The sequence below is a fragment of the Microvirga arabica genome (assembly GCF_016811235.1).
In the GTDB taxonomy this organism is placed as follows: domain Bacteria; phylum Pseudomonadota; class Alphaproteobacteria; order Rhizobiales; family Beijerinckiaceae; genus Microvirga; species Microvirga arabica.
The window spans coordinates 19,122-40,102 of record NZ_JAFBID010000061.1; the positions used below are offsets into that span (position 1 = coordinate 19,122).

Annotated in this window: 16 protein-coding genes; 1 reads left to right on the forward strand and 15 read right to left on the reverse strand. The window is 63.7% G+C overall.

What is annotated here, in order from left to right; genetic code table 11:
• The first annotated feature begins 142 nt into the window (after window positions 1-142).
• Window positions 143-1,435, forward strand: a complete 1,293-nt coding sequence (gene gltA / locus JQC81_RS23505; RefSeq protein WP_036353776.1) for a citrate synthase — start codon at window positions 143-145, stop codon at window positions 1,433-1,435.
• A 182-nt stretch (window positions 1,436-1,617) separates the two neighbouring features.
• Here the strand turns inward: gltA and lpxB are convergent, their stop codons facing one another.
• The 15 genes from lpxB to dnaE all read right to left on the reverse strand — a co-directional run bounded on the left by lpxB (window position 1,618) and on the right by dnaE (window position 20,458).
• A complete protein-coding gene (gene lpxB, locus JQC81_RS23510) occupies window positions 1,618-2,796 on the reverse strand; it encodes a lipid-A-disaccharide synthase (RefSeq protein ID WP_203274233.1) in 1,179 nt (392 codons plus the stop codon).
• On the reverse strand, window positions 2,789-3,652 hold the full coding sequence (locus JQC81_RS23515) for an LpxI family protein (RefSeq protein ID WP_203274249.1): 864 nt from the start codon (window positions 3,650-3,652) through the stop codon (window positions 2,789-2,791). Before JQC81_RS23515 ends, lpxB begins: the two co-directional genes overlap by 8 nt.
• Window positions 3,652-4,461 carry an acyl-ACP--UDP-N-acetylglucosamine O-acyltransferase gene (lpxA, locus tag JQC81_RS23520; RefSeq protein ID WP_203274234.1) on the reverse strand — a complete coding sequence of 270 codons (810 nt, stop codon included), beginning with the start codon at window positions 4,459-4,461 and terminating at the stop codon, window positions 3,652-3,654. Before lpxA ends, JQC81_RS23515 begins: the two co-directional genes overlap by 1 nt.
• Window positions 4,461-4,925: a 3-hydroxyacyl-ACP dehydratase FabZ gene (fabZ, locus tag JQC81_RS23525; RefSeq protein ID WP_203274235.1), complete on the reverse strand. Its 465-nt coding sequence runs from the start codon at window positions 4,923-4,925 to the stop codon at window positions 4,461-4,463. Before fabZ ends, lpxA begins: the two co-directional genes overlap by 1 nt.
• 40 nt (window positions 4,926-4,965) lie before the next feature.
• Complete coding sequence (lpxD, locus tag JQC81_RS23530) at window positions 4,966-6,030, reverse strand: UDP-3-O-(3-hydroxymyristoyl)glucosamine N-acyltransferase (protein ID WP_203274236.1); 1,065 nt, start codon at window positions 6,028-6,030, stop codon at window positions 4,966-4,968.
• Window positions 6,031-6,068: 38 nt separating this feature from the next.
• A complete protein-coding gene (gene bamA, locus JQC81_RS23535; RefSeq protein ID WP_203274237.1) occupies window positions 6,069-8,396 on the reverse strand; it encodes an outer membrane protein assembly factor BamA in 2,328 nt (775 codons plus the stop codon).
• 166 nt (window positions 8,397-8,562) lie between these two features.
• Window positions 8,563-9,726: an RIP metalloprotease RseP gene (rseP, locus tag JQC81_RS23540; protein ID WP_203274238.1), complete on the reverse strand. Its 1,164-nt coding sequence runs from the start codon at window positions 9,724-9,726 to the stop codon at window positions 8,563-8,565.
• A gap of 18 nt (window positions 9,727-9,744) precedes the next feature.
• Window positions 9,745-10,929 (reverse strand): 1-deoxy-D-xylulose-5-phosphate reductoisomerase, encoded by a 1,185-nt coding sequence (gene dxr / locus JQC81_RS23545; RefSeq protein ID WP_203274239.1) that lies wholly within the window; start codon window positions 10,927-10,929, stop codon window positions 9,745-9,747.
• A gap of 6 nt (window positions 10,930-10,935) precedes the next feature.
• Window positions 10,936-11,790 carry a phosphatidate cytidylyltransferase gene (locus JQC81_RS23550; RefSeq protein ID WP_210347255.1) on the reverse strand — a complete coding sequence of 285 codons (855 nt, stop codon included), beginning with the start codon at window positions 11,788-11,790 and terminating at the stop codon, window positions 10,936-10,938.
• Window positions 11,791-11,792: 2 nt separating this feature from the next.
• The gene (locus JQC81_RS23555; RefSeq protein WP_246520621.1) at window positions 11,793-12,500 is read right to left on the reverse strand and encodes an isoprenyl transferase; all 708 of its coding nucleotides are present in this window, start codon (window positions 12,498-12,500) and stop codon (window positions 11,793-11,795) included.
• A gap of 89 nt (window positions 12,501-12,589) precedes the next feature.
• Entirely contained in the window at window positions 12,590-13,150 is a 561-nt protein-coding gene (frr, locus tag JQC81_RS23560; RefSeq protein ID WP_203274242.1) for a ribosome recycling factor, read from the reverse strand.
• Between the two features lie 71 nt (window positions 13,151-13,221).
• The gene (gene pyrH / locus JQC81_RS23565; RefSeq protein WP_376772441.1) at window positions 13,222-13,935 is read right to left on the reverse strand and encodes a UMP kinase; all 714 of its coding nucleotides are present in this window, start codon (window positions 13,933-13,935) and stop codon (window positions 13,222-13,224) included.
• Window positions 13,936-14,118: 183 nt separating this feature from the next.
• A complete protein-coding gene (gene tsf / locus JQC81_RS23570) occupies window positions 14,119-15,048 on the reverse strand; it encodes a translation elongation factor Ts (RefSeq protein ID WP_203274244.1) in 930 nt (309 codons plus the stop codon).
• A gap of 105 nt (window positions 15,049-15,153) precedes the next feature.
• Entirely contained in the window at window positions 15,154-16,179 is a 1,026-nt protein-coding gene (locus JQC81_RS23575; RefSeq protein ID WP_203274245.1) for a 30S ribosomal protein S2, read from the reverse strand.
• Window positions 16,180-16,984: 805 nt separating this feature from the next.
• Entirely contained in the window at window positions 16,985-20,458 is a 3,474-nt protein-coding gene (dnaE, locus tag JQC81_RS23580; RefSeq protein WP_203274246.1) for a DNA polymerase III subunit alpha, read from the reverse strand.
• Window positions 20,459-20,981 lie beyond the last annotated feature (523 nt).

Genomic DNA, 20,981 nt, shown 5'->3' on the forward strand with positions numbered 1-20,981 from the left:
GCCCCCTCCCTACGGATAAGCTACCGAAGGCGCCATAAACCGACCGACCGGCAAACCCTGGTTCGGCAGCCCCGAGGGCCCTACTCCGCTCCCCCGGTTGCTCTAGGTTCTGCCCGGCCTCCTTTTGAAAGGGCCATGACGCATGAGTTCCAGCACCAGCACCATTTCTGTCGACGGAAAGTCCGTTGAGCTGCCGGTAAAAGAGGGCACCATCGGCCCGAGCGTCGTCGACATCTCCAAGCTCTATGGCCAGACGGGGATGTTCACCTACGACCCTGGCTTCACCTCCACGGCGGCCACCGAGTCGAAGATCACCTATATCGACGGCGACAAGGGCATCCTGCTCTACCGTGGCTATCCCATCGATCAGCTCGCCGAGCACGGCGACTTCCTAGAGACCTGCTACCTGCTCCTCTACGGAGAGCTGCCGACGGCTGCGCAGAAGGCCGATTTCGATTACCGCGTCACGCGCCACACCATGGTGCACGATCAGATGAACCGGTTCTTCACCGGCTTCCGTCGCGACGCTCACCCCATGGCGATCATGGTCGCCTGCGTGGGCGCCCTCTCGGCCTTCTATCACGATTCCACTGACATCTCTGATCCGCACCAGCGCATGATCGCGTCCATGCGCATGATCGCCAAGATGCCGACGCTCGCCGCCATGGCCTACAAGTACTCCATCGGCCAGCCCTTCGTGTATCCGCAGAACGACTTGGACTACACGTCCAACTTCCTGAAGATGTGCTTCGCGGTCCCGGCCGAGGAGTACAAGGTCAACCCGGTTCTCTCGCGTGCACTCGACCGGATCTTCATCCTGCACGCCGACCACGAGCAGAACGCCTCGACCTCGACGGTGCGTCTCGCTGGCTCCTCGGGCGCGAACCCGTTCGCCTGCATCGCGGCCGGCATCGCCTGCCTGTGGGGACCTGCCCATGGCGGCGCGAACGAAGCGGCGCTGAAGATGCTGGAGGAGATTGGTACGCCGGATCGCATTCCGGAGTACATCGCCAAGGCAAAGGATAAGAACGATCCGTTCCGCCTCATGGGCTTCGGACACCGTGTCTACAAGAACTACGACCCGCGCGCCCGCATCATGCAGAAGACCACCCACGAGGTGCTCAACGAGCTAGGCATCAAGGACGATCCGCTCCTCGACGTGGCCGTGGAGCTCGAGCAGATCGCGTTGAAAGACGAGTACTTCGTCGAGAAGAAGCTCTACCCGAACATCGACTTCTATTCGGGCATCACCCTCAAGGCGATGGGCTTCCCCACCTCCATGTTCACGGTGCTGTTCGCGCTGGCCCGTACGGTCGGCTGGATTGCCCAGTGGAGCGAGATGATCGAGGACCCGTCCCAGCGCATCGGACGCCCGCGCCAGCTCTACACCGGCTCGCCGGAGCGCGATTACGTGACGGTCGCCCAGCGTGGGTAAGAAGCGTTCGAGACGATGAACAGAAAAGGGGCCGAAAGGCCCCTTTTTCGTATCTGCGTCATCGGACCAGCGTGTCATTCCCGGCCGGAGCGCAGCGGAGGGGAAGGGGAACCATAACACCGCGCCTGATCGTGGATCCCCTTCCCGGCCTGTGGGCCGCCGGGGATGACAGACAGGAAGCGCTACGCCTTTCCTTTGGATGACAGCACCTCTTCCACAATTCGCGCTGCTCGTTCGCTCGGAACCTCGTCCCCGATCTTCATGAGAGTGTCGAGCTTGCCGAAGGCCTCGATCTGTTTCTTGCGCTCCGGTGTGTCGCTGAGCAGGGGCAGGAGTGCATCGGCCAGCTTTTCCGGCGTACAGTCCCATTGGATCAGTTCAGGGATGACATTCTCACCGAGCACCAGGTTCGTGAGCACGATGGAAGGCGCCTTGATCAGGTATTTCAGCACTTCCTCGATCTTCGAGACCCGGTAGGCTACGACCAATGGTACACCCGAAAGCCCCAGTTCCAAGGTGACAGTGCCGGAAGCGGCAAGCGCCACATCAGCCTGCCGGAAAGCAGCCCACTTGGCTGCCTCACCCTCGACGATATGAGGCCTCACACTCCAGTTGTCTGCCATGGCTCGAATTTCTTCCGCAACATGCGAAACCGCCGGGATCGTCACCTCGAAAGGATGCGCCGAGCGCTCCTGCAGCAGCGCTAAAGCCTTGCCAAACGGCTCCATCAAGCGGCTCACCTCCGAGCGGCGACTGCCGGGCAGGACGAGCAGCTTGAGCGGCTGCCCCTCTATGCGCTGCCGCTCTCCAGGCAAGGGCCTGATCTCATTCAGACGCTCGATGAGTGGATGTCCGACATAGGTTGTCGGCGGGCCGCCCAGGCGCCGATGCGCCTCGGGCTCGAAGGGCAGAAGCGCCAGAAGGTGATCCACGTAGGCCCGCATCTTCGGCGCGCGTCCGGGGCGCCATGCCCAGACCGACGGACTGACGTAATCGACGATGGGAATGCCCGGCGCGCGCTGGCGTACGGCCTTGGCAACGCGATGCGTAAAGTCCGGGCTGTCGATGATGACGAGCATATTGGGCCTTGCCGCCACCACGGCGTCTGCCGTCATCCGGATGCGCTTCAAGATGGCCGGCAGCCGCGCGATTACGGCGGAAATGCCCATGACGGCGATTTCCTCCAAGGGGAAGAGACTGCTCAGGCCTTCCTTTGCCATGGCATGCCCGCCGACACCGCCGAAGCGCAGGCGCTCAGCTCCGAGCCGCGCCTTCAGGGAGCGCATCAGCTTGGCACCGAGCTGATCGCCGGATTCCTCGCCCGATACGATCCAGATCGTCAGCGGCTCATTCTCAGCCAAGAGGCATCTCCATCCACGGCAGGCTAACGGCAATGAGGAAGACGCCAAGGCGGTCGGCCGTGCGCAGGGTTTCCTCCTGCTCCAGCACGAAGGTCGACCCAGCACCGATGGCGATCCCGGAGAGGCCCGCCTTGGCGGCCTCCGCCACGGTGCGCGGGCCGATGGTCGGCATGTCGACCCGCAGGTCCTGACCGCGCTTGGCGGCCTTGATCAGCACCCCGCCCTCCTCACGCCGGCGCAGGCCGAACCAGGACTGGCGCAAGCTCCTCACCCGCCGGATCATCCGGTCGGTGCCTTCCGGCCCCTCGATGGCGAGCACATGCCTGCGATCGACGACGGCACCCTGCCCGATATCGAAGTCCGAGAGCGAAGCGAGGAGCTCCAGCCCGAAGGTAATGGCCTCACGGTCATCGGCTCCCGGCTGCCGAGCACCGGTGAGCGTGCGGGAGGCCACGAGGTCGGGAGCAAGCTCATGGGCACCGACAACCCGGTGCCCACGCTCTTCGAGCAGCATCACGGCGCCGCGCAGCACCTGATCGTCCCCACGGGCGATGACCTCCTTCACCTCGTGCATGTTGCGCAGCAGGGAATAGGCGCTCAGCAGCGCGGAAAAGCCGGGCCGGCGCACGGCCCCGACCAGGGAGACGGCCTGCGGCCGCCAGCCCTCGAGAGTGCTCATGATGGTCTTGAGATCGAGAAGATCGACCGTGGCATGGGCGCGGCGCTGCAGCTCGGCTTCCGCGAAGCCGCGGAAAGCCAGGACCCGGACGTCCTGCCCCGTCCGCTCCAGATGGCTCAAGAGCTGGATGGGAAGCTGCCCGGCCCCGGCGAGGATTGCAATGGGGCCCTGTGGCATCATCCGGAGGAGCTGACGGGATCCCGTGGCGTGCAGATCGCGCGATCCTTGCCCTCGCGGATGAAGTCCAGGATCTCGTGCACGAAGGGATGGCTGTCGAACTCGCCGGCGACATCCTCGACGCGCTCGGACAAGGTGCCCTCATCGGCGAAGAGGAGGCGATACGCACGGCGGATGTCGTGGATCTGCTCACGGGTGAAGCCGCGGCGGCGCAGGCCGATGATATTGAGGCCGGCAAGATGCGCCCGGTTCCCCATGGCCATGCCATACGGGATCAGATCGTTCTCCAGGCCCGACATGCCGCCCACGAAAGCGTGGGAGCCGACGCGGGCGAACTGGATCACCGCGGAGCCGCCGCCGAAGATGACGAAATTGCCCACCGTGACGTGGCCTGCCAGCATGACGTTGTTGGACAGGATGCAGTCGTTCCCGACCTTGGTGTCGTGCCCCACATGGGAGCCCGCCAGGAAAGCGCAGCGATCGCCGATGACCGTGCGAAGGCCACCGCCCTCGGTGCCGGGGTTCATGGTTACGCCTTCGCGGATCATGCAGTCGGCGCCGATCTCGAGCGTGGAGGCCTCGCCCTTGTACTTCAGATCCTGCGGAATGTGGCCGATGGAGGCGAAGGGAAAGATCCGCGTCCGGGGGCCGATGGTGGTGCGCCCCACCAGGGCCACATGGCTGATGAGCTGGCAGCCTTCGCCGAGTTCCACTTCGGGCCCTACGGTGCAGAAGGGGCCGATCTTGACGCCCGGTCCGATCTTGGCTCCGTCCTCGACCACGGCGCTCGGGTGAATCACCGTTTCCATCAGTCGTTCACCAGCATGGCGCTGACCTCGGCCTCGCACACGAGCTTGCCGTCCACCTTCGCCTCGCCCTTGTACCACCACATGTTGCGGCGGTTGTTCAGCTTGCGCATGTGGAACTCGACCCGGTCGCCCGGCTCCACCGGCTTACGGAACTTCACCTTGTCGATCGTCATGAAAAACACCTGCTTGGGCTTGGCCTGCTCGGCCATCTTGGCCTTCACGCAGATCGCTCCCGCCGTCTGAGCCATGGCCTCGATCAGAAAAACGCCCGGAAAGATCGGGCGCGAGGGAAAGTGGCCCGTGAATTGTGGCTCATTGAAGGTGACGTTCTTGATGCCGATGCATGAGTTGTCGCCGTCGATCTCGATGATCTTGTCGACCAGGAGAAAGGGATACCGGTGCGGCAGAAGCTCCAGGATCTCCATGATATCGGCGGTTTGAAGCGTGGTGGGCGCTTCGGACATGACGGGAACTCCGAACGGTGGGTAATAACTTCAAAGAGCGTTATGAAGACGCATCGTCGTCTTTGGCGGAATCGCCCCCGGATGCAAGCTTTTTCAGGGCCGTAATCTCGCGGAACCATTCGCGCATGGGACGGGCCGGAATGCCGCCCCAACGGGCTCCCGGCGGAACATCGCCATTCACGCCGCTGGTGGCGGCGATCTGGGCGCCCATGCCGATCCGCACATGGCCCTTCACGGCCACCTGACCGCCGATGGCCACATAATCCTCGATGGTGGTCGAGCCGGCGATGCCGACCTGGGCCACGATCACGCAGTGGCGGCCGATCACCACGTTGTGGGCGATCTGGACGAGGTTATCGATCTTGGTGCCCTCGCCGATCACCGTGTCGCGGCTCGCGCCCCGGTCGACCGTGGTATTCGCCCCGATCTCCACGTCGTCCTGGATGATGACGCGCCCGACCTGCGGCACCTTCAGATGCCCCTGCGGTCCCATGGCAAAGCCGAAGCCGTCCTGCCCGATCCTGACACCCGGATGGAGAATGACCCGGTTTCCAAGATAGGCATGAGTGACGGTCACATTCGCCCCGATGGAGCAGTCGCGCCCGATCTTCACATTGGCTCCGATCACGGAGTGGGCGCCGATCAGGGTGCCCGACCCGATCTCCGCATGCGGCCCGATGACAGCGCCCGGATCGACACGCACGCCGTGCTCCAGCCTTGCTGAGGGATGGACGAAGGAGCCTGGGGAGATCCCGGTGGCCGCAAAGGACGATTCCGGCCGCATGGCCGACGGGAACAGGATCGCCAGCACCTGGGCGAAAACCCGGTATGCCTGGGGCGTGACAAGAGCGACCGTGCCGGACGGCACCTTGGACGCATAGCGGGGCGTCACCAGGCAGGCTGCGGCCTGAGTGGCCGCCAAGGCCCCGACATAGGCAGGGTTGTCCATATAGGCGAGATCGCCCGGGCCTGCGCTCTCAAGGGGAGCAACCCCACGAAGCAAAAACTCCCCGTCGGTGCCGTCGGGGAGCGTTACATGGGCCATCTCCGCCACCTGACGCAGGTTCAACGCCTGGCTTTGCGGGAAGAAATTCGATTCAGCCATGAAGAATAAGTGAGGGCGCCTTTCGGCGCCCTCCCCGATTAGAAGCGTGTGCCGCCCGTGAACCGGAAGGCCTGGGTGCGGTCGCCGCCGATGCGATTTCCATTGGCGTCCAAGACACCCTCTTCCTTGGAGAGCGCATACGCATAGTCGAAGCGGATCGGGCCGAGCGGCGAAGTCCACAGGATCGAGGCACCGACCGACGACCGCAGCTTGCTACTGTCGAGGACATCGATTCTCCCGCCATCGACACCATCGAACACCGTCGGGCCGTCATAGCCGTAGAGCGTGCCGGCGTCGGCGAACACGGCGCCCCTCAGGCCCAGTTCACGCGGCAGGACCGGGATCGGGAACTGCACTTCGAGCGAGCCGCCGAAATAGGTGGTTCCGCCAAGGGCATTCGCTCTGGCGTCTGCCGTCGAAATATCGCGCGGGCCGATGCCGTTGGAAGCGAAGCCGCGCACAAGGGACGGACCCATGAAGAAGTGGTCGATGATACGCAGATCGCCGCCCGCATCGCCATTGTCGCCAAGGCCCATGATGTGGCCGCCCTGAACGCGGGCGATACCGACCACGTCCTCGAAGAGCTCGTGGTAGTAGCGAGCGTCACCGGTCACCCGGAAGTAGCGAGAGTCACCACCAAGCCCGGCGAAGTCCGTCTTGACCTCGGCATAGAAGCCGTTGCGTGGATTCCGGGTGCTGTCGAGGGTGTTGTAGTTGAAGGTCAGACCTGCCAGGGAGGTGATTGTCTCACCCTGCGCATTCTTGATGGCGAGAGACGCCTCGCCGTTTCCTTCGCACTCGGCGCGGGTGATGACGCCATCACCATTGACATCCGTGATCCCGGGGATCGGGAACGAGCAGTCATTATACGGCCGATCCTCCTCGTTCGGGATCGTGATTTCCTGCTGGTAGAGCGAGTACCGAGCCGTGATCGTGAACTCTTCCGTAAATGGAAGGCCCAGGCGCAGCGTACCGCCGGTCATGCGGTTTTCGTAGCGGGAGAACCGGGTCTGGTCGCTGAACTTCGAGAACAGGTCGATACCAGCCGACATCCGGTAGCCCAGGAAATAGGGCTCGGTGAAGGAGAAATCGACACCATGGGCGCGCTGGCCGAGCTGGCCTGCGAGACGCACGAACTGGCCGCGGCCCAGGAAGTTGGTCTCGGTCACGGAGACTTCGCCGATGAACCCGTCAGCCGTCGAGTAGCCGCCCGAGATCGAGAATGCGCCGGTGGACTGATCTTCCACATCCACATTCACGACGACGCGGTCAGCCGACGAGCCCGGCTCGTTGGAGATGCGGACCCGCTTGAAGTAGCCGAGGTTGTTCAGGCGGCGCTCGGCACGGTCGACGAGCACCTGGTTGTAGGCGTCGCCCTCGCCGAGCTCGAACTCGCGACGGATCACATAGTCGCGGGTACGGCTGTTGCCGCGCACGTTGATCCGCTCGATGTAGATCCGCGGAGCTTCCTCGACCACATAGGTGAGGCTGATCGTACGGGTCGAAGGATCGCGGGCGCCGACAGGGCGCACCAGCGCGAAGGGGTTGCCCTGGCGAGCCACATTGGCGGTGAGGTTCTGAACCGACTTCTCGACGGCTTCCGCATTGTAGACGGAGCCCTCCGAAGTCGAGACACCCCGGCGAATGGCCTCGGGATCCACTCCGGGAAGCCGGGGATCGACGCTCACGCTGCCGACCCGGTACTGCTCGCCTTCCTCAACCGCGATGGTGATGACGTAGCCGCCGCCATTGGGGTCGAACGTGACATCGTTGGAAACGATGCGGAAGTCGGCATAGCCGTTCTTCAGGTAATAGCGACGGATCAGTTCCAGATCGTTCGCGATGCGATCAGGATCATAGACGTCGGTGCTCTTGAAGAAGCTCAGGAGATTCGTCTCGGTGGTCTGCATCACGCCGCGCAGGCGGCTCGACGAGACCTGGTTGTTGCCGACGAACCGGATTTCCTTGACGCCGGTCTTGTCACCCTCGACCACCGTGTAGACCACGTCCACCGTGCCGTTGGGGAGATCGACCACGCGAGGGGTGACCTGGGCAAGCCCCCGGCCCGACTGGCGGTAGATTTCAAGGATCCGCCCGACGTCGGCATCCACGGCGGCCTGGTTGTAGGGAGCGCGGGCACGAGCCTGGAACTGATCCTGGAAGGCCGCGCTCTCGATCTTCTTGTTCCCTTCGACCACCACGCGGTTGACGATGGGGCCCTGCGCGGCCGAAGCACGGCGATTCCTTGGAGCCACCTGCTGCGCGAAGGCGCTCTCCGCGGCAGTAATTCCGGCCATCAGCGCGCTGATCGCGATAACGGCGGTGGTGGCCGGCTTCTTCCGGCGAGGCGTGGTCGTCGACATCATCAACTGGCCCGTTCTTTATCTTTTATCCCAAGCGGAGGTGTCCCCGCAGGCTGGAGACGCGTGCCCCCAACCTTATCCATGTGGACCGCTTGTACAAACTTTCGCCGCTATTGCAAACGGCGCGTCCACAACAGAGTAGCGATTTTTATCCTGCGTGGCGTCCTTGTCACGATCCCGGGTTCATAAAACTTGTGCCAAGGTGAACAAGATCATTCCAAGTGGCGAACAACATGAGCATCGCCACCAGGGCAAACCCGATTCTGAAGCCGATTTCCTGGGCTTTTTCGCTCAGAGGACGGCCACGCACGGCCTCAATGGCATAGAACAGAAGGTGGCCGCCATCCAGCAGCGGAATGGGAAAAAGGTTAATAAGACCGATGGAAACCGACATGAAGCCGATCAGGCTGACAAGGCTGTAGACCCCGCCGATGTCGAAGGCAGTTCCTGAGGCCCGGGCGATTCCGATGGGTCCCGAGAGCTGATCGGCCGATTCCACGCCCATCACCAGACGGCGTATGAAGTTGAGCGTGCGCTCGACCAGATTCCATGTCTCCACCACGGCGGCCTTCAAGGCCCCCCAGGGGGAATAGGTCAGCCGCTTGATCGCCGAGGGGTCACGGGAGGCCTCAACGCCAAGCAGGCCGATCCGCTGCTTGCCGAAGGGGCTTGTGCGCTCGACGAAATTAGGCGTCGCCGTCAGGGCAACCGTTTCGCCGTTGCGCTCCACCGTGAATGCGAGGGGCTCGCCAGCGCTGGAGCTCACGAGGAGCTGCATGTCGGCAAAGGTCTGAATGCTCCTGCCGTCGACGGTCAGAATCAGGTCCTTGGGCTGGAAACCGGCTTTCTCGGCCGCGCTGCCCGGCTGAACCGCCTCGATCCGAGGCTCCAGGACGGCCCGTCCATTGAAGTAGTTGAAGCCCGCAAAGATCGCGATCGCCAGGATGAAGTTGGCGATCGGCCCCGCCGCCACGATGGCAGCCCGCTTGGCGACATTCTGGTGGGGGAAGCTGATGGCACGCTGGTCGACCGGCATCCGATCGAGCTGATCCTGATCCGGAACGCTGGCGGCATTGAGATCGCCAACGAACTTCACATACCCCCCGAGAGGGATGGCGGAGATCTTCCACCGCGTACCCTTCTTGTCCGTCCAGCCAATCAGTTCAGGCCCGAATCCGACGGAGAAGGCAGTCACGCCGACGCCGCACAGCCGGCCGACCCAGAAGTGGCCGAACTCATGGACGAAAACGACTACCGTGAGCACCACGAGGAAAGCGATCAGGGTCAGGAACAGGGAGCCTGTTGCACCGCCGATCATCGAGAGAAAGTCCATCTGTGTCCCTTTCGCGCCCTATCGAGCCTGAACGGCTTCGACAGGGGCTGGAATGAGCCTGCGCGCCGTCTCTCGGGCCTCCTGGTCGATAGCCAGGGCCTCGGCGACGGTTGACGGCGTTAGAATCTGTCTTCCGGAGAAAGTCGAGCAAACCCTCTCAACGATCTCGGAAATATCATAGAATCCGATTGCACCTGCCATATAGGCCCCGACGGCGATCTCGTTGGCGGCATTCAGGATCGTGGGCATCGCCCCTCCGGCCCTGAGCGCCGCCTTTGCCAAGGACAGGCACGGGAAGCGGTCCTCATCGGGCCGCTCGAAGCTTAAACGGCCAATCGCGGCAAGATCGAGACGGGGCAGCTCCATCGTCAGGCGCCTGTCACCCCGGAGGGCGTTGGCGATGGGAACCTTCATGTCCGGCAAGGCCAGTCCCGCGGTCACGGCGCCGTCGGTCCATTGAACCAAGCCGTGAACGATGGCCTCCGGATGGACCAGGACATCGAGGCGCTCTGCGCCGAGGCCGAACAGATGATGAGCCTCGATCAGCTCGAGGCCCTTGTTCATCAGGGTGGCGGAATCGATGTTGATCTTCGATCCCATGGACCAGACCGGATGAGCCGAAGCCTCCTTGGCGCTGGCCTTTGCGATCTGCTCTTTCGGCGTGGTGCGGAACGGGCCACCTGTTGCCGTGATGATCGCCTTTTCCACATCCCCGTTCCGACCGGCCGCAAGGGCCTGGTCCAGGGCGTTATGCTCGGAATCGACCGGCATGATCTCGACGTTGAGGCGGCGAGCATCGGCCATGAAAGCAGCGCCGGCGCAGACAAGGCTTTCCTTGTTGGCCACGGCAATCCGCCTCCCCGGTTTAAGGGCGGCATGGGTCGGAGCAAGGCCTGCCGTTCCGCTGATGGCGGCCAGGACGATGTCCGCCTCGCGCCCGGCGGCCTCAAGCACCGCGGACTGCCCCGCGCCGCTCCCGATTCCCGACCCGGAGAGCGCCTCCCGCAGGGCCGTACCTCCGCGCTCGTCGGCAAGCGCCGCGAATTTTGCGCCAAGCCGACGGGCGACCTCCGCCAACGCCACGGCATCGCGGCCGCCGACGACGGCCTCAACCTTGAACGCGTCGCGGTGTGCCAGCACGACATCCGCCGTCGAACGGCCGATCGAGCCGGTTGCGCCAAGGATCGTGAGGGAACGGGTCATCAGGGCCTATACGGTGGAGCCAAGGGTCAGCAGAACGAGGGCGACGATGAGACAGACGGCCCAAAAGCCATCGAGCCGATCCATGACACCGCCATGGCCCGGAATCAGGTGGCTCGAATCCTTGACCTGGCAATAGCGCTTGAGAGCCGACTCGCCCAGATCGCCGACCTGGCTCGCAATCGATGACACGATGGAGAGAACGGCAATGCCGGTGAAAGTCAAAGGAAGGCCGGTGTCATAGCGCCGGCCGAGCCAGGCCACCAGGAGCCCGCACAATGTCGCGGCAACGACCCCGCCGATGAAGCCCGACCAGGTTTTCTTGGGGCTGATGGGCGGGCAGAGCTTCGGACCTCCGAAGGTGCGACCTGTGAAGTAGGCCGCGATATCGGTCGCCCACACCACGGCGAACATCCAGAGGAGACCGAGGATCCCGAGATCGGGATGAGCGCGCACGATGGGCGGGATGAGAACGATCGGGGCCGCGTAGATGAAGCTGGAAACGGCCCACAGGCGCTTCTGAGCACCGGATACCGCAAAGGCGGCGGCTGCCAGGGAGCCAAGGCCGACAACCCCGAAAAGCCACAACCCGGCATCGAGCAGGAAGAGGAGCGTCAAAGCAGCAAGACCGATGCCGAGAACGGCCTGGACAAGCCGCCGGGGCTCGATCCCTGTCATGTCGGTCCATTCCACCACGATGGCGATTCCGGCCGCCAGCCAGAACAGGGCAAAGGGCCAGCCGCCCCAATAGGCCGTGAGAAGCGCCGCGGCCACCATGACGAGGGCCGACAGAACCCTCGTTGTCAGTTCCTTGGATGGGACCGGCTTGGGGCTGGGCGGCAATGAGCCTTCGTCCGCGACCATCGTCAGACAGCCCGGGCGCTCAATCCGCCAAACCGGCGGTCGCGCCTGCAATACTCATCGATGGCGGACTTGAACGCCGCCTCGTCGAAATCGGGCCAGTAGCACGGCAGGAACACGAACTCGGAATAGGCCGTCTGCCACGTCAGGAAATTCGAGACCCGCTGCTCGCCGGACGTCCTGATGACCAGATCCGGATCAGGTATGCCATGGGTGTCCAGAGCCGCTTCAACCGCATCCATATCGATGCCGGCTGGATCGAGGCTGCCTTCCTTCACACGCCGGGCCAGCGCCCGCATGGCGCTCACGATCTCCTGTCGCCCGCCATAGTTGAAGGCGATCACCAGGGTGAGACCCGTATTGGAACGGGTGAGCTGCTCGGCTTCATCCAGGAGGAGGCGGATATCGGAGGCCAGCCCTTCCCGCTCGCCGATAATCCGGACCTGGATGTTGTTGGCGTGGAGCTCGGCCAGATCGTGCCTGACGAAGCGCTTGAGGAGCCCCATGAGGTCCGATACCTCTTCAGCCGGCCGCCGCCAGTTCTCGGCGGAGAAGCTGTAGACGGTGAGGTACCGAATCCCCAAGACTCCGGCTGTGCGCACGGCCCTGCGGATCGCCTCGACGCCGCGCCGGTGCCCCTCGAAGCGGGGCAGGCTCCGTTGTGCAGCCCAGCGGCCATTCCCATCCATGATGATGGCAACGTGGGCCGGCATCCCCTCGCCTGCTTCCCTGCAGGCAAAGCCTGGATCCACCCGTTTGGCTTCGCCGCTCATGATGTCCTGTTCCGATGCACGCCTGACGATCAGACGTGCATGATTTCCTTTTCCTTGGCGACCAGAATGGTGTCGACCTCGGCCACAAACTGATCGGTCGCCTTCTGCACCTGGTCGGCATGGCGCTTGCCGTCATCCTCGCTGATCGCGCTGTCCTTCTCAAGCTTCTTGAGAAGGTCGAGACCATCGCGGCGCACGTGGCGAACGGCGATCTTGGCCTCTTCGGCGTATTTGTGAGCGACCTTCACCATCTCCTTGCGGCGCTGCTCGTTCATCTCGGGGATGCGCAGGCGGATGACTTGGCCTTCCGTCTGAGGGTTGAGGCCGAGATCGGACTCGCGGATCGCCTTCTCCACAGCAGCCACCATGCCGCGGTCCCAGACCTGGACGCTAAGCAGACGGGGCTCCGGCACATTGACGGTGGCCACCTGCGAAATCGGCATCATGGCGCCATAGGCATCGATCTGGATCGGATCGAGCAGATTCGGGGAGGCGCGGCCCGTCCTGAGGCTGCCCAGGTCGTTCTTGAATGCGTTGATGGCGCCCTGCATGCGGCGCTTCACATCGGCGATATCAAAGGTCGTAGCCATTGGTTTTGTCCCTTACGCGAACTGTCTAAACGGGCTTACGCTCCCAAGGGTCCAGCATCAAGACCCCTGGATCAAGGGGCAACGACCGTGGAAGGCACTTTCCCCTGGAGAAGAGCCGTCACGGAGCTGGGCGCATGCACCGAGCCCACGATGATCGACAGCCTGCTCTCGCGAGCCAGGGCGAAGGCCGCCGTATCCATCACCTTCAGGTCTCTTGCGATGGCCTCGTCATGGGTCAGGCGCTCGAATCGGACGGCGCTCGGGTCCTTCTTCGGGTCGGCCGAATAGACGCCGTCCACCTGCGTGGCCTTGAGCACCGCATCGCAGCGCAGCTCGGCGGCGCGTAGGACAGCGGCGGTATCGGTGGTGAAGAACGGGTTGCCGGTGCCGCCGGCCAGAACCACCACCTGGCCCTTGTCGAGATGATGCAGGGCGGGCTGGCGGGCATAGGTCTCGCAGATGGTCGGCATGGACACCGCCGACATGGTGCGGGCCGGAACGCCGGCGGCATTCAGGGCCGTCTCGATGGCCAGCGAGTTCATGACCGTGCCGAGCATACCCATGGAATCGGCCGTGGGCCGGTCGATCCAGCCGGCGGCGCTCATGCGGGCGCCGCGAATGATGTTGCCGCCGCCGATCACGACGGCGATCTCGAAGCCGGCACGGGTGGCCTGAGCGAGGTCCTCCGCAAGAGAGGTCAGAGTCTGGGGATCGAGCCAGTAGCCGTCAGGGGCCATGAGGGCCTCGCCTGAGAGCTTCACCAGGATGCGTCGGAACGTTGCCATCATCAGACCTTTCTTTTCGAACCATCTCATGAAAACGGCGGCCCGAGAGCCGCCGTTCTACCGCATCATGCGGAAAAGTGGACCCGGTTTTCCGGTCCACACGATGCGCTGCTTAAGAGACAGAGCATCAAGTCTATCCCAAAAGTGGTGTCCATTTTTGGGTATGATGCTTTGAGGTTCGACTTAGGCCTTGAGACCGGCCTGGGCGGCGACTTCCGCCGCGAAGTCCGGAGCCTCCTCCTTCTCGATGCCCTCGCCGAGGGCATAGCGGACGAAGGCTTTCAGGGTGACCGGCTTGCCGACCTTGGATTCGGCTTCCTTGAGCACCTGGGTGATGGTCTTGGACGGATCGTGCACGAAGGGCTGCTCCAGGAGAGTGACTTCCTTGAAGTAGCTCTTCAGGCCGCTCTCGATGATCTTCTGCATGACATTGTCGGGCTTGCCGGCGTTCTTGTCGCGCAGAATGGCGCTCTCGCGCTCGATGGTCGCCTGATCGACGCCGGAGGCATCCAGAGCCACCGGGCTGGTGGCGGCCACGTGCATGGCGATCTGACGGCCGAGGTTGCCGAGAACGGTCACGTCACCCTCGGATTCGAGCGCCACGAGCACGCCGATCTTGCCGAGGCCTTCGGTGACGGCGTTGTGGACATAGGTGGCGATCACGCCCTTCGAGACTTCGAGCTTTGCGACGCGACGCAGGGTCATGTTCTCGCCGATGGTGGCGATCAGCTCCTGCAGACGGTCCTTCACGGTGGTCTGCGAACCCGGGAAGTGGGCGGCCTCGAGCGACTCAATGGTGCCATTGCCCATGAGGCCGATCTTGGCGGCTTCGCGAACGAAAGCCTGGAACTGGTCGTTGCGGGCGACGAAGTCCGTCTCGGAGTTCACCTCGACGATCGTGGCGGTGTGGCCCGACGACTCGACGGCCACGAGGCCTTCGGCGGCCACGCGGCCGGCCTTCTTGGCAGCCTTCGACAGGCCCTTCTTGCGGAGCCAGTCGATCGCGGCCTCCATGTCGCCGTTGGTCTCGGCGAGAGCGGCCTTGCAGTCCATCATGCCGGCGCTGGTCGTCTCGCGCAGCTCTTTCACCATCGCAGCGGTAATGTTCGCCATGGCTGTTCCTTTCAAAGGTTTACGCATAGAGGGAGCCCGGCGCTCGTGGAACGCCGGGCTCGGTCATTCGTTCAAGCGGCGCTGCAGGGTGCGGCGCCGTAAGGCTTACGCAGCAGCGGCTTCGATCATCGAGCGGGCCTGGTTGATCCAGCCATCGCGCTCGAGGCGGCCGTTCAGCTTCAGGTCCTTGTCGAGCTGGGCGACATCGGCCGCCTGCATGGCAGCGAGCTGCCAGTAGTGGAAGATGCCGGCTTCGTTGAGCTTCTTCTCGAGCTGCGGGCCAACGCCGTTGAGCTTGGTCAGGTCGTCCGGAGCGCCGCGGGGAGCCGCCAGACGCTCGAACTGCTCGCCCTCATAGGCCGGGATAGCAGCGGTGTCGTTAGCCGGAAGCTCTTCAGCCATCGGGTTCTCGGACGCACCGATGTCGATACCCATGTCGCCGGCGCCGCGGGAGATGCCGTCGAGGGCAGCGCGGGCAACCAGGTCGCAATAGAGCGAGATCGCACGGCCGGCGTCGTCATTGGCCGGGACCGGGAAGGTGATGCCGTCCGGATCGCAGTTCGTGTCGACGATGGCCGCCACCGGGATGCCGAGGCGCTTGGCCTCCTGGATCGCCAGCTGCTCCTTGTTGGTGTCGATGACGAAGATCAGGTCGGGCGTGCCGCCCATGTCCTTGATGCCGCCGAGAGCGCGCTCGAGCTTCTCCTTCTCGCGGGCGAGCATGAGGCGCTCTTTCTTCGTGAGGCCCTGGCCGCCGCCGGCGAGGATCTCGTCGACCTTGCGCAAGCGCGAGATCGAACCGGAGATCGTCTTCCAGTTGGTCAGCATGCCGCCGAGCCAGCGGGAGTTCACGTAGTACTGAGCCGAGCGCTTGGCTGCATCGGCAACCGCATCGGACGCCTGACGCTTGGTGCCAACGAAGAGCACTCGACCGCCCTTGGCAACCGTGTCGCTGACGGCCTGGAGGGCGCGGTGCAGCATCGGAACCGTCTGGGCGAGGTCGATGATGTGGATGTTGTTGCGGGTGCCGAAGATGAACTGACCCATCTTCGGGTTCCAGCGGTGGGCCTGGTGGCCAAAGTGCGCGCCAGCCTCAAGCAGGCTGCGCATCGAGAAGTCGGGAAGCGCCATAATCTATTCTCCGGTTAAGCCTCCGCGGAACAGTGGACCGGACCCTTCCGGCCACCGGGGGTTCCTCATGATTCATGAGGGGATTCCGCGTGTGGGATGCGGGCGCATATAGGCGGAAAGTGGAGGGAATGCAAGCAGGACGTTCTCCTATCGAAGCATGGTGCCGTCTCCTCTCCGGTGTCCTCCCCGCGCCGGCGGGGAGCCAGAACCGCCGGCGCATCAGGAAGGGCGATCAGCGTCGCGCCTTGTCCGGCACCGTCGGCTTCTGGATCCCGGGCTCGGCTGAAGCCGCCCCGGGATGACAGTGCATTATTCGTCTTGCGATCCCGGATCGGCTTCGCCGTCCGGGATGACGGTCTCTGTCAAACAGCCAGCACCGTGTGGCCCGCAGCCGGTGGGCTGCGAGCCTGTGGGTAGGATCGAGGGTGGCGCGTTGGGCAGCCCGGCTCGATGTGTGGTGGTGAGAATGGAAGAGCCAGGGTGCCTCTTCGCGCACGGCTTCTTTAGGCGGACAAGCGGTGCCGGCCCGGTGACCGCCTCAGGCGGGGTCCGTCTCCTCGACGGGGGCCTGAGACCGATTCCGACCACCGGCCCGCAGCCTGGGCCTCCTATCGAATGAGGCTGCGTCACCTCACGCACAGGACCGTGCCTGCCTCCACACTGCGACGCCTCGCGAGCGCGCCCCCTCAACAGAGGCAGGTCTACACAACAATATAGCCGAGCTTGCGGGAAAAGTCAAGAACAAAGTAGGAACTTAGACGCTGCCGCCCCTTTCCCCTGTACGGGAGAGGGTTCCCGCGCTGCCTCAATTCATCTGCACTTCGACCACCCCCGGCACAGCGCGGAGGGCGCCGGCGATCTGGGGCGAGGCCATGTATTTTCCCGGAAGCTTGACCTCAACCTCCCGGTCGCCCTCATCCAGGATCAGGACCAGGGACACCTCGCCCTCGCCCCTCGCCTTCAGGCGCTCCTGCACACTGGGTATCGGACGCTCGTCCCTCAGGAAGATCCGCATGCCCTTCTGGTGCTTGGCGAGAGCCTCCTCCAGCGGCTCGGCAATGCCGATTCGCGCCCTCACCTCCTCGCCTTCCATGCCGGCCTGCAGCATCAGGACGACGGCGGCGCCGGGCTCCAGCACCTCGCGGAACCGCATCAGGCCTTCGGAGAAGATGATGGCTTCGAACTGCCCGGTCTGATCGGAGAGCATGAGAATGCCCATCTTGTTGCCGGTCTTGGTTCGGCGCTCCTGCCGGTCGAGCACGGTGGCCGCGACCCGTCCCACGGAATTGCCTGCCTTCACCGAGCGGCAGAACTCGACCCAGGTCTGCACCCGCAGCTTCTTGAGGAGCTCGCCGTATTCATCGAGCGGATGGCCCGAAAGGAAGAAGCCGACCGCATCGTACTCCCGCTGCAGCCTTTCGGCTGCCGGCCAGGGATCGTAGGGCCCGATCCGCAACTGGACATCGGCCGAAGCAACACCTCCGAACATGTCCATCATGCCGCCATTGGCGGCCTCGTGGGATTGCTGGGCAAGGCTCATCATAGCGTCGATGGAGGCGCAGGCCTTGGCCCGGTCCGGCTCCAGCTCGTCGAAGGCGCCGGCAGCGATGAGGTTCTCCAGGGTACGCTTGTTGAGCATGCGCGGATTGATGCGCCGGGCGAAGTCGGCGAGATCCTTGAAAGGCTTGTCTCCACGCGCTTCGACCACGCTCTCGACAGCCTGACGGCCCACACCTTTGACGGCGGCCAGCGCATAGAGAATCTGCCCCTGGCCTTCCGCGTCGTACTGCACATCGAAGACCACGCCCGACCGGTTGATGGAGGGCGGGATGACCTTGAAGCCGAGGCGCTGCACCTCGCGTCGGAATTCCGACAGCTTGTCGGTGTTGTCGAGATCGAGCGTCATGGACGCGGCCAGGAACTCGACCGGATGATTGGCCTTCAGATAAGCGGTCTGGAACGCGACGAGCGCATAGGCCGCAGCATGGCTCTTGTTGAAGCCGTAGTCGGCGAACTTGGCGAGAAGATCGAAGATCTCGTTGGCCTTCGCCTTATCGAGGCCGCCCTCCTTGGCACCGGACACGAAGCGCTCGCGTTGCGCGTCCATCTCGGCCTTGATCTTCTTGCCCATGGCGCGGCGGAGCAAGTCGGCGTCGCCGAGCGAGTAGCCGGAGAGGACCTTGGCCACCTCCATCACCTGCTCCTGATAGACGATGATGCCGAAGGTCTCGCGCAGGATCGGCTCGAGCTTGTCGTGAGGGTACCAGTCCTTCTTGTTGTGATCGTCCTTGCCTAACTTGCGGGCGCAATAGACCGGAATGTTCGCCATCGGGCCCGGACGGTAGAGTGCCACGAGGGCGATGATGTCCTCGAAGCGGTCGGTCTCCATCTCGACGAGGGCCTTGCGCATGCCCGCCGATTCCACCTGGAACACGCCAACCGTCTCGCCGCGCTGGAGCATCTCGTAGGTCTTGCGGTCGTCGAGCGGCAGGGACGATAGATCGACTTCGATACCCTTGCGGCGAATGAGGTCGACCGCGGTGCGCAGGACGGTGAGCGTCTTGAGGCCCAGAAAGTCGAACTTCACGAGGCCCGCCTGCTCGACCCATTTCATGTTGAACTGGGTCACGCGCATGCCGGTCTTCGGGTCTCGGTAGAGCGGCACCAGTTCCTGCAAAGGCCTATCGCCGATCACGACACCGGCCGCGTGGGTCGAGGCGTGCCGGTGCAGCCCTTCGAGCTTTTGCGCGATTTCGAGCAAGCGCTTGACGACAGGCTCCTCCTCGATGGCGGCCTGCAGCTTCGGCTCGCCCTCGATGGCCTGTGCCAGCGTCACCGGATTGGCCGGGTTCTGCGGCACGAGCTTGGTGAGCTTGTCCACCTGACCGTAGGGCATTTCGAGCACACGACCGACGTCGCGCAGCACGCCTCGGGCGAGCAATGTGCCGAAGGTGATGATCTGCGCGACCTGCTCCTCGCCGTAGCGCTGCTGCACGTACTGGATGACGCGCTCGCGCCCGTCGACGCAGAAGTCGATGTCGAAGTCGGGCATCGATACGCGCTCCGGATTCAGGAAGCGCTCGAAGAGCAGGCTGAACCGCAGGGGATCGAGATCCGTGATGGTGAGCGCATAGGCCACGAGCGAACCCGCACCGGAACCACGGCCCGGGCCCACGGGAATATCGTGGTCCTTCGCCCATTTGATGAAGTCCGCCACGATCAGGAAGTAGCCGGGGAACTGCATCTTGCGGATGATGCCGACCTCAAAAGCAAGGCGGTCGTGATAATCCTGCTCGGTCAACCCTGGGGCCGGCCCATGCGCGGCAAGGCGCTTGGCAAGGCCCTCTTCCGCCTGGCGCTGCAACTCCTCCCCTTCGTCGAGGGTGGCAGCTTCAGGGCCGGTGCCGAAACTCGGGAGAATGGGCTTGCGGGTTTTCACGCGAGTGGCGCAGCGCATGGCGATCTCGACGCTCGCCTGCAACGCATCCGGCAGGTCTGCGAACAGCTCCATCATCTGCTGGCGCGTCTTGAAATGGTGCTCCGGCGAGAGGCGGCGACGATCCGGGTTTGAGACGATCTGCCCTTCCGCGATCGCGAGCAGCGCATCGTGCGCTTCGTAGTCCTTCGACGAGGAGAAGAAGGGTTCGTTGGCGGCCACGATCGGCAGGCCATTGCGGTCGGCAAGCGTCAGCAGCTCGCCCTCGATCAGGCGCTCGTCCTCCAGCCCGTGACGCTGGATCTCCACATAGAGCTGATGGCCGAAGGCACTTTTAAGGATATCGAGCCGCGCCTGAGCCAGATCCTGGCGTCCACCGTTGCGCAGGGCGCTGTCGAGGGGACCCGTGAAGCCACCCGTCAGGGCAATGATCCCCTGGCTGTGAGCCGACAGGACGGGAGCGGCAACGCGTGGATCCTCGCCGAGCGGCACGCCGAAATAGGCGTGGCTCACAAGACGCATGAGGTTGCGATAGCCCTCCTCGTTCTGCGCGAGCAGCACGATGTTGGCGGGCTGCGGCACCACACGGGCCACTGGGTCGGCCTCCTCGAAGCAGACCGAGAGCTGGACGCCGGCGATGGGCTGGATGCCGGAGCCCGCCATCTTCTCGGAGAATTCGAGGGCGCCGAAGAGGTTGTTGGTATCGGTGAGCGCCAGCGCCGGCTGCTTGTCGGCGGCGGCGAGTTTCGCCAGTTGCGCGATCTTCAGGGCTCCCTCGAGCAGCGAATACGAGGAATGCACGTGCAGATGAACGAAGCCGATGTCGTGAAGAATGCGCGCCATGAAACTCTACTCACTCAATGGCACGCATAGTGGCACGATTCTTATCTAAGGAAGCCTAACCCGGAGCGCTGAGGAAGATGTTCCTGTGAATCGCGGTGGGTTGTTGTGGATTCCCGGTATCAAGCAATGGGAGAAAGAACCAGAGCCCAGATTGCCACGGCCGAGCCGAACATGGCGAGCGAAGCGATTTCGGCGGCGGTCTCGATGATGAAGCGAAGCATGGTCTGATCTCCGTGTTCCCAATATGTTCATTCTTGTTCATTGAATGTTCTGTGTAAAGCGTGTGGACGAGCCACGCTCGGGACGGAGTCAACGGAGTCTTAACAGCAGAAATCGCGAGAGCCGGGGCTCTCAAGTCTGCTCCCTGTACCCGATTGTTCAATTTGCTCTTCGAGAGCCTTCTGCCTCCCGCTAACGCGAAGAGCCGGCCTGTGAGGGCCGGCTCTTTTGCTTGTGGGTGTGTTCGGGTGTGAGCGGGTGTGCTTACAGGGTAAACATCTGGAAGTGGGCGGCAGACAGCGCC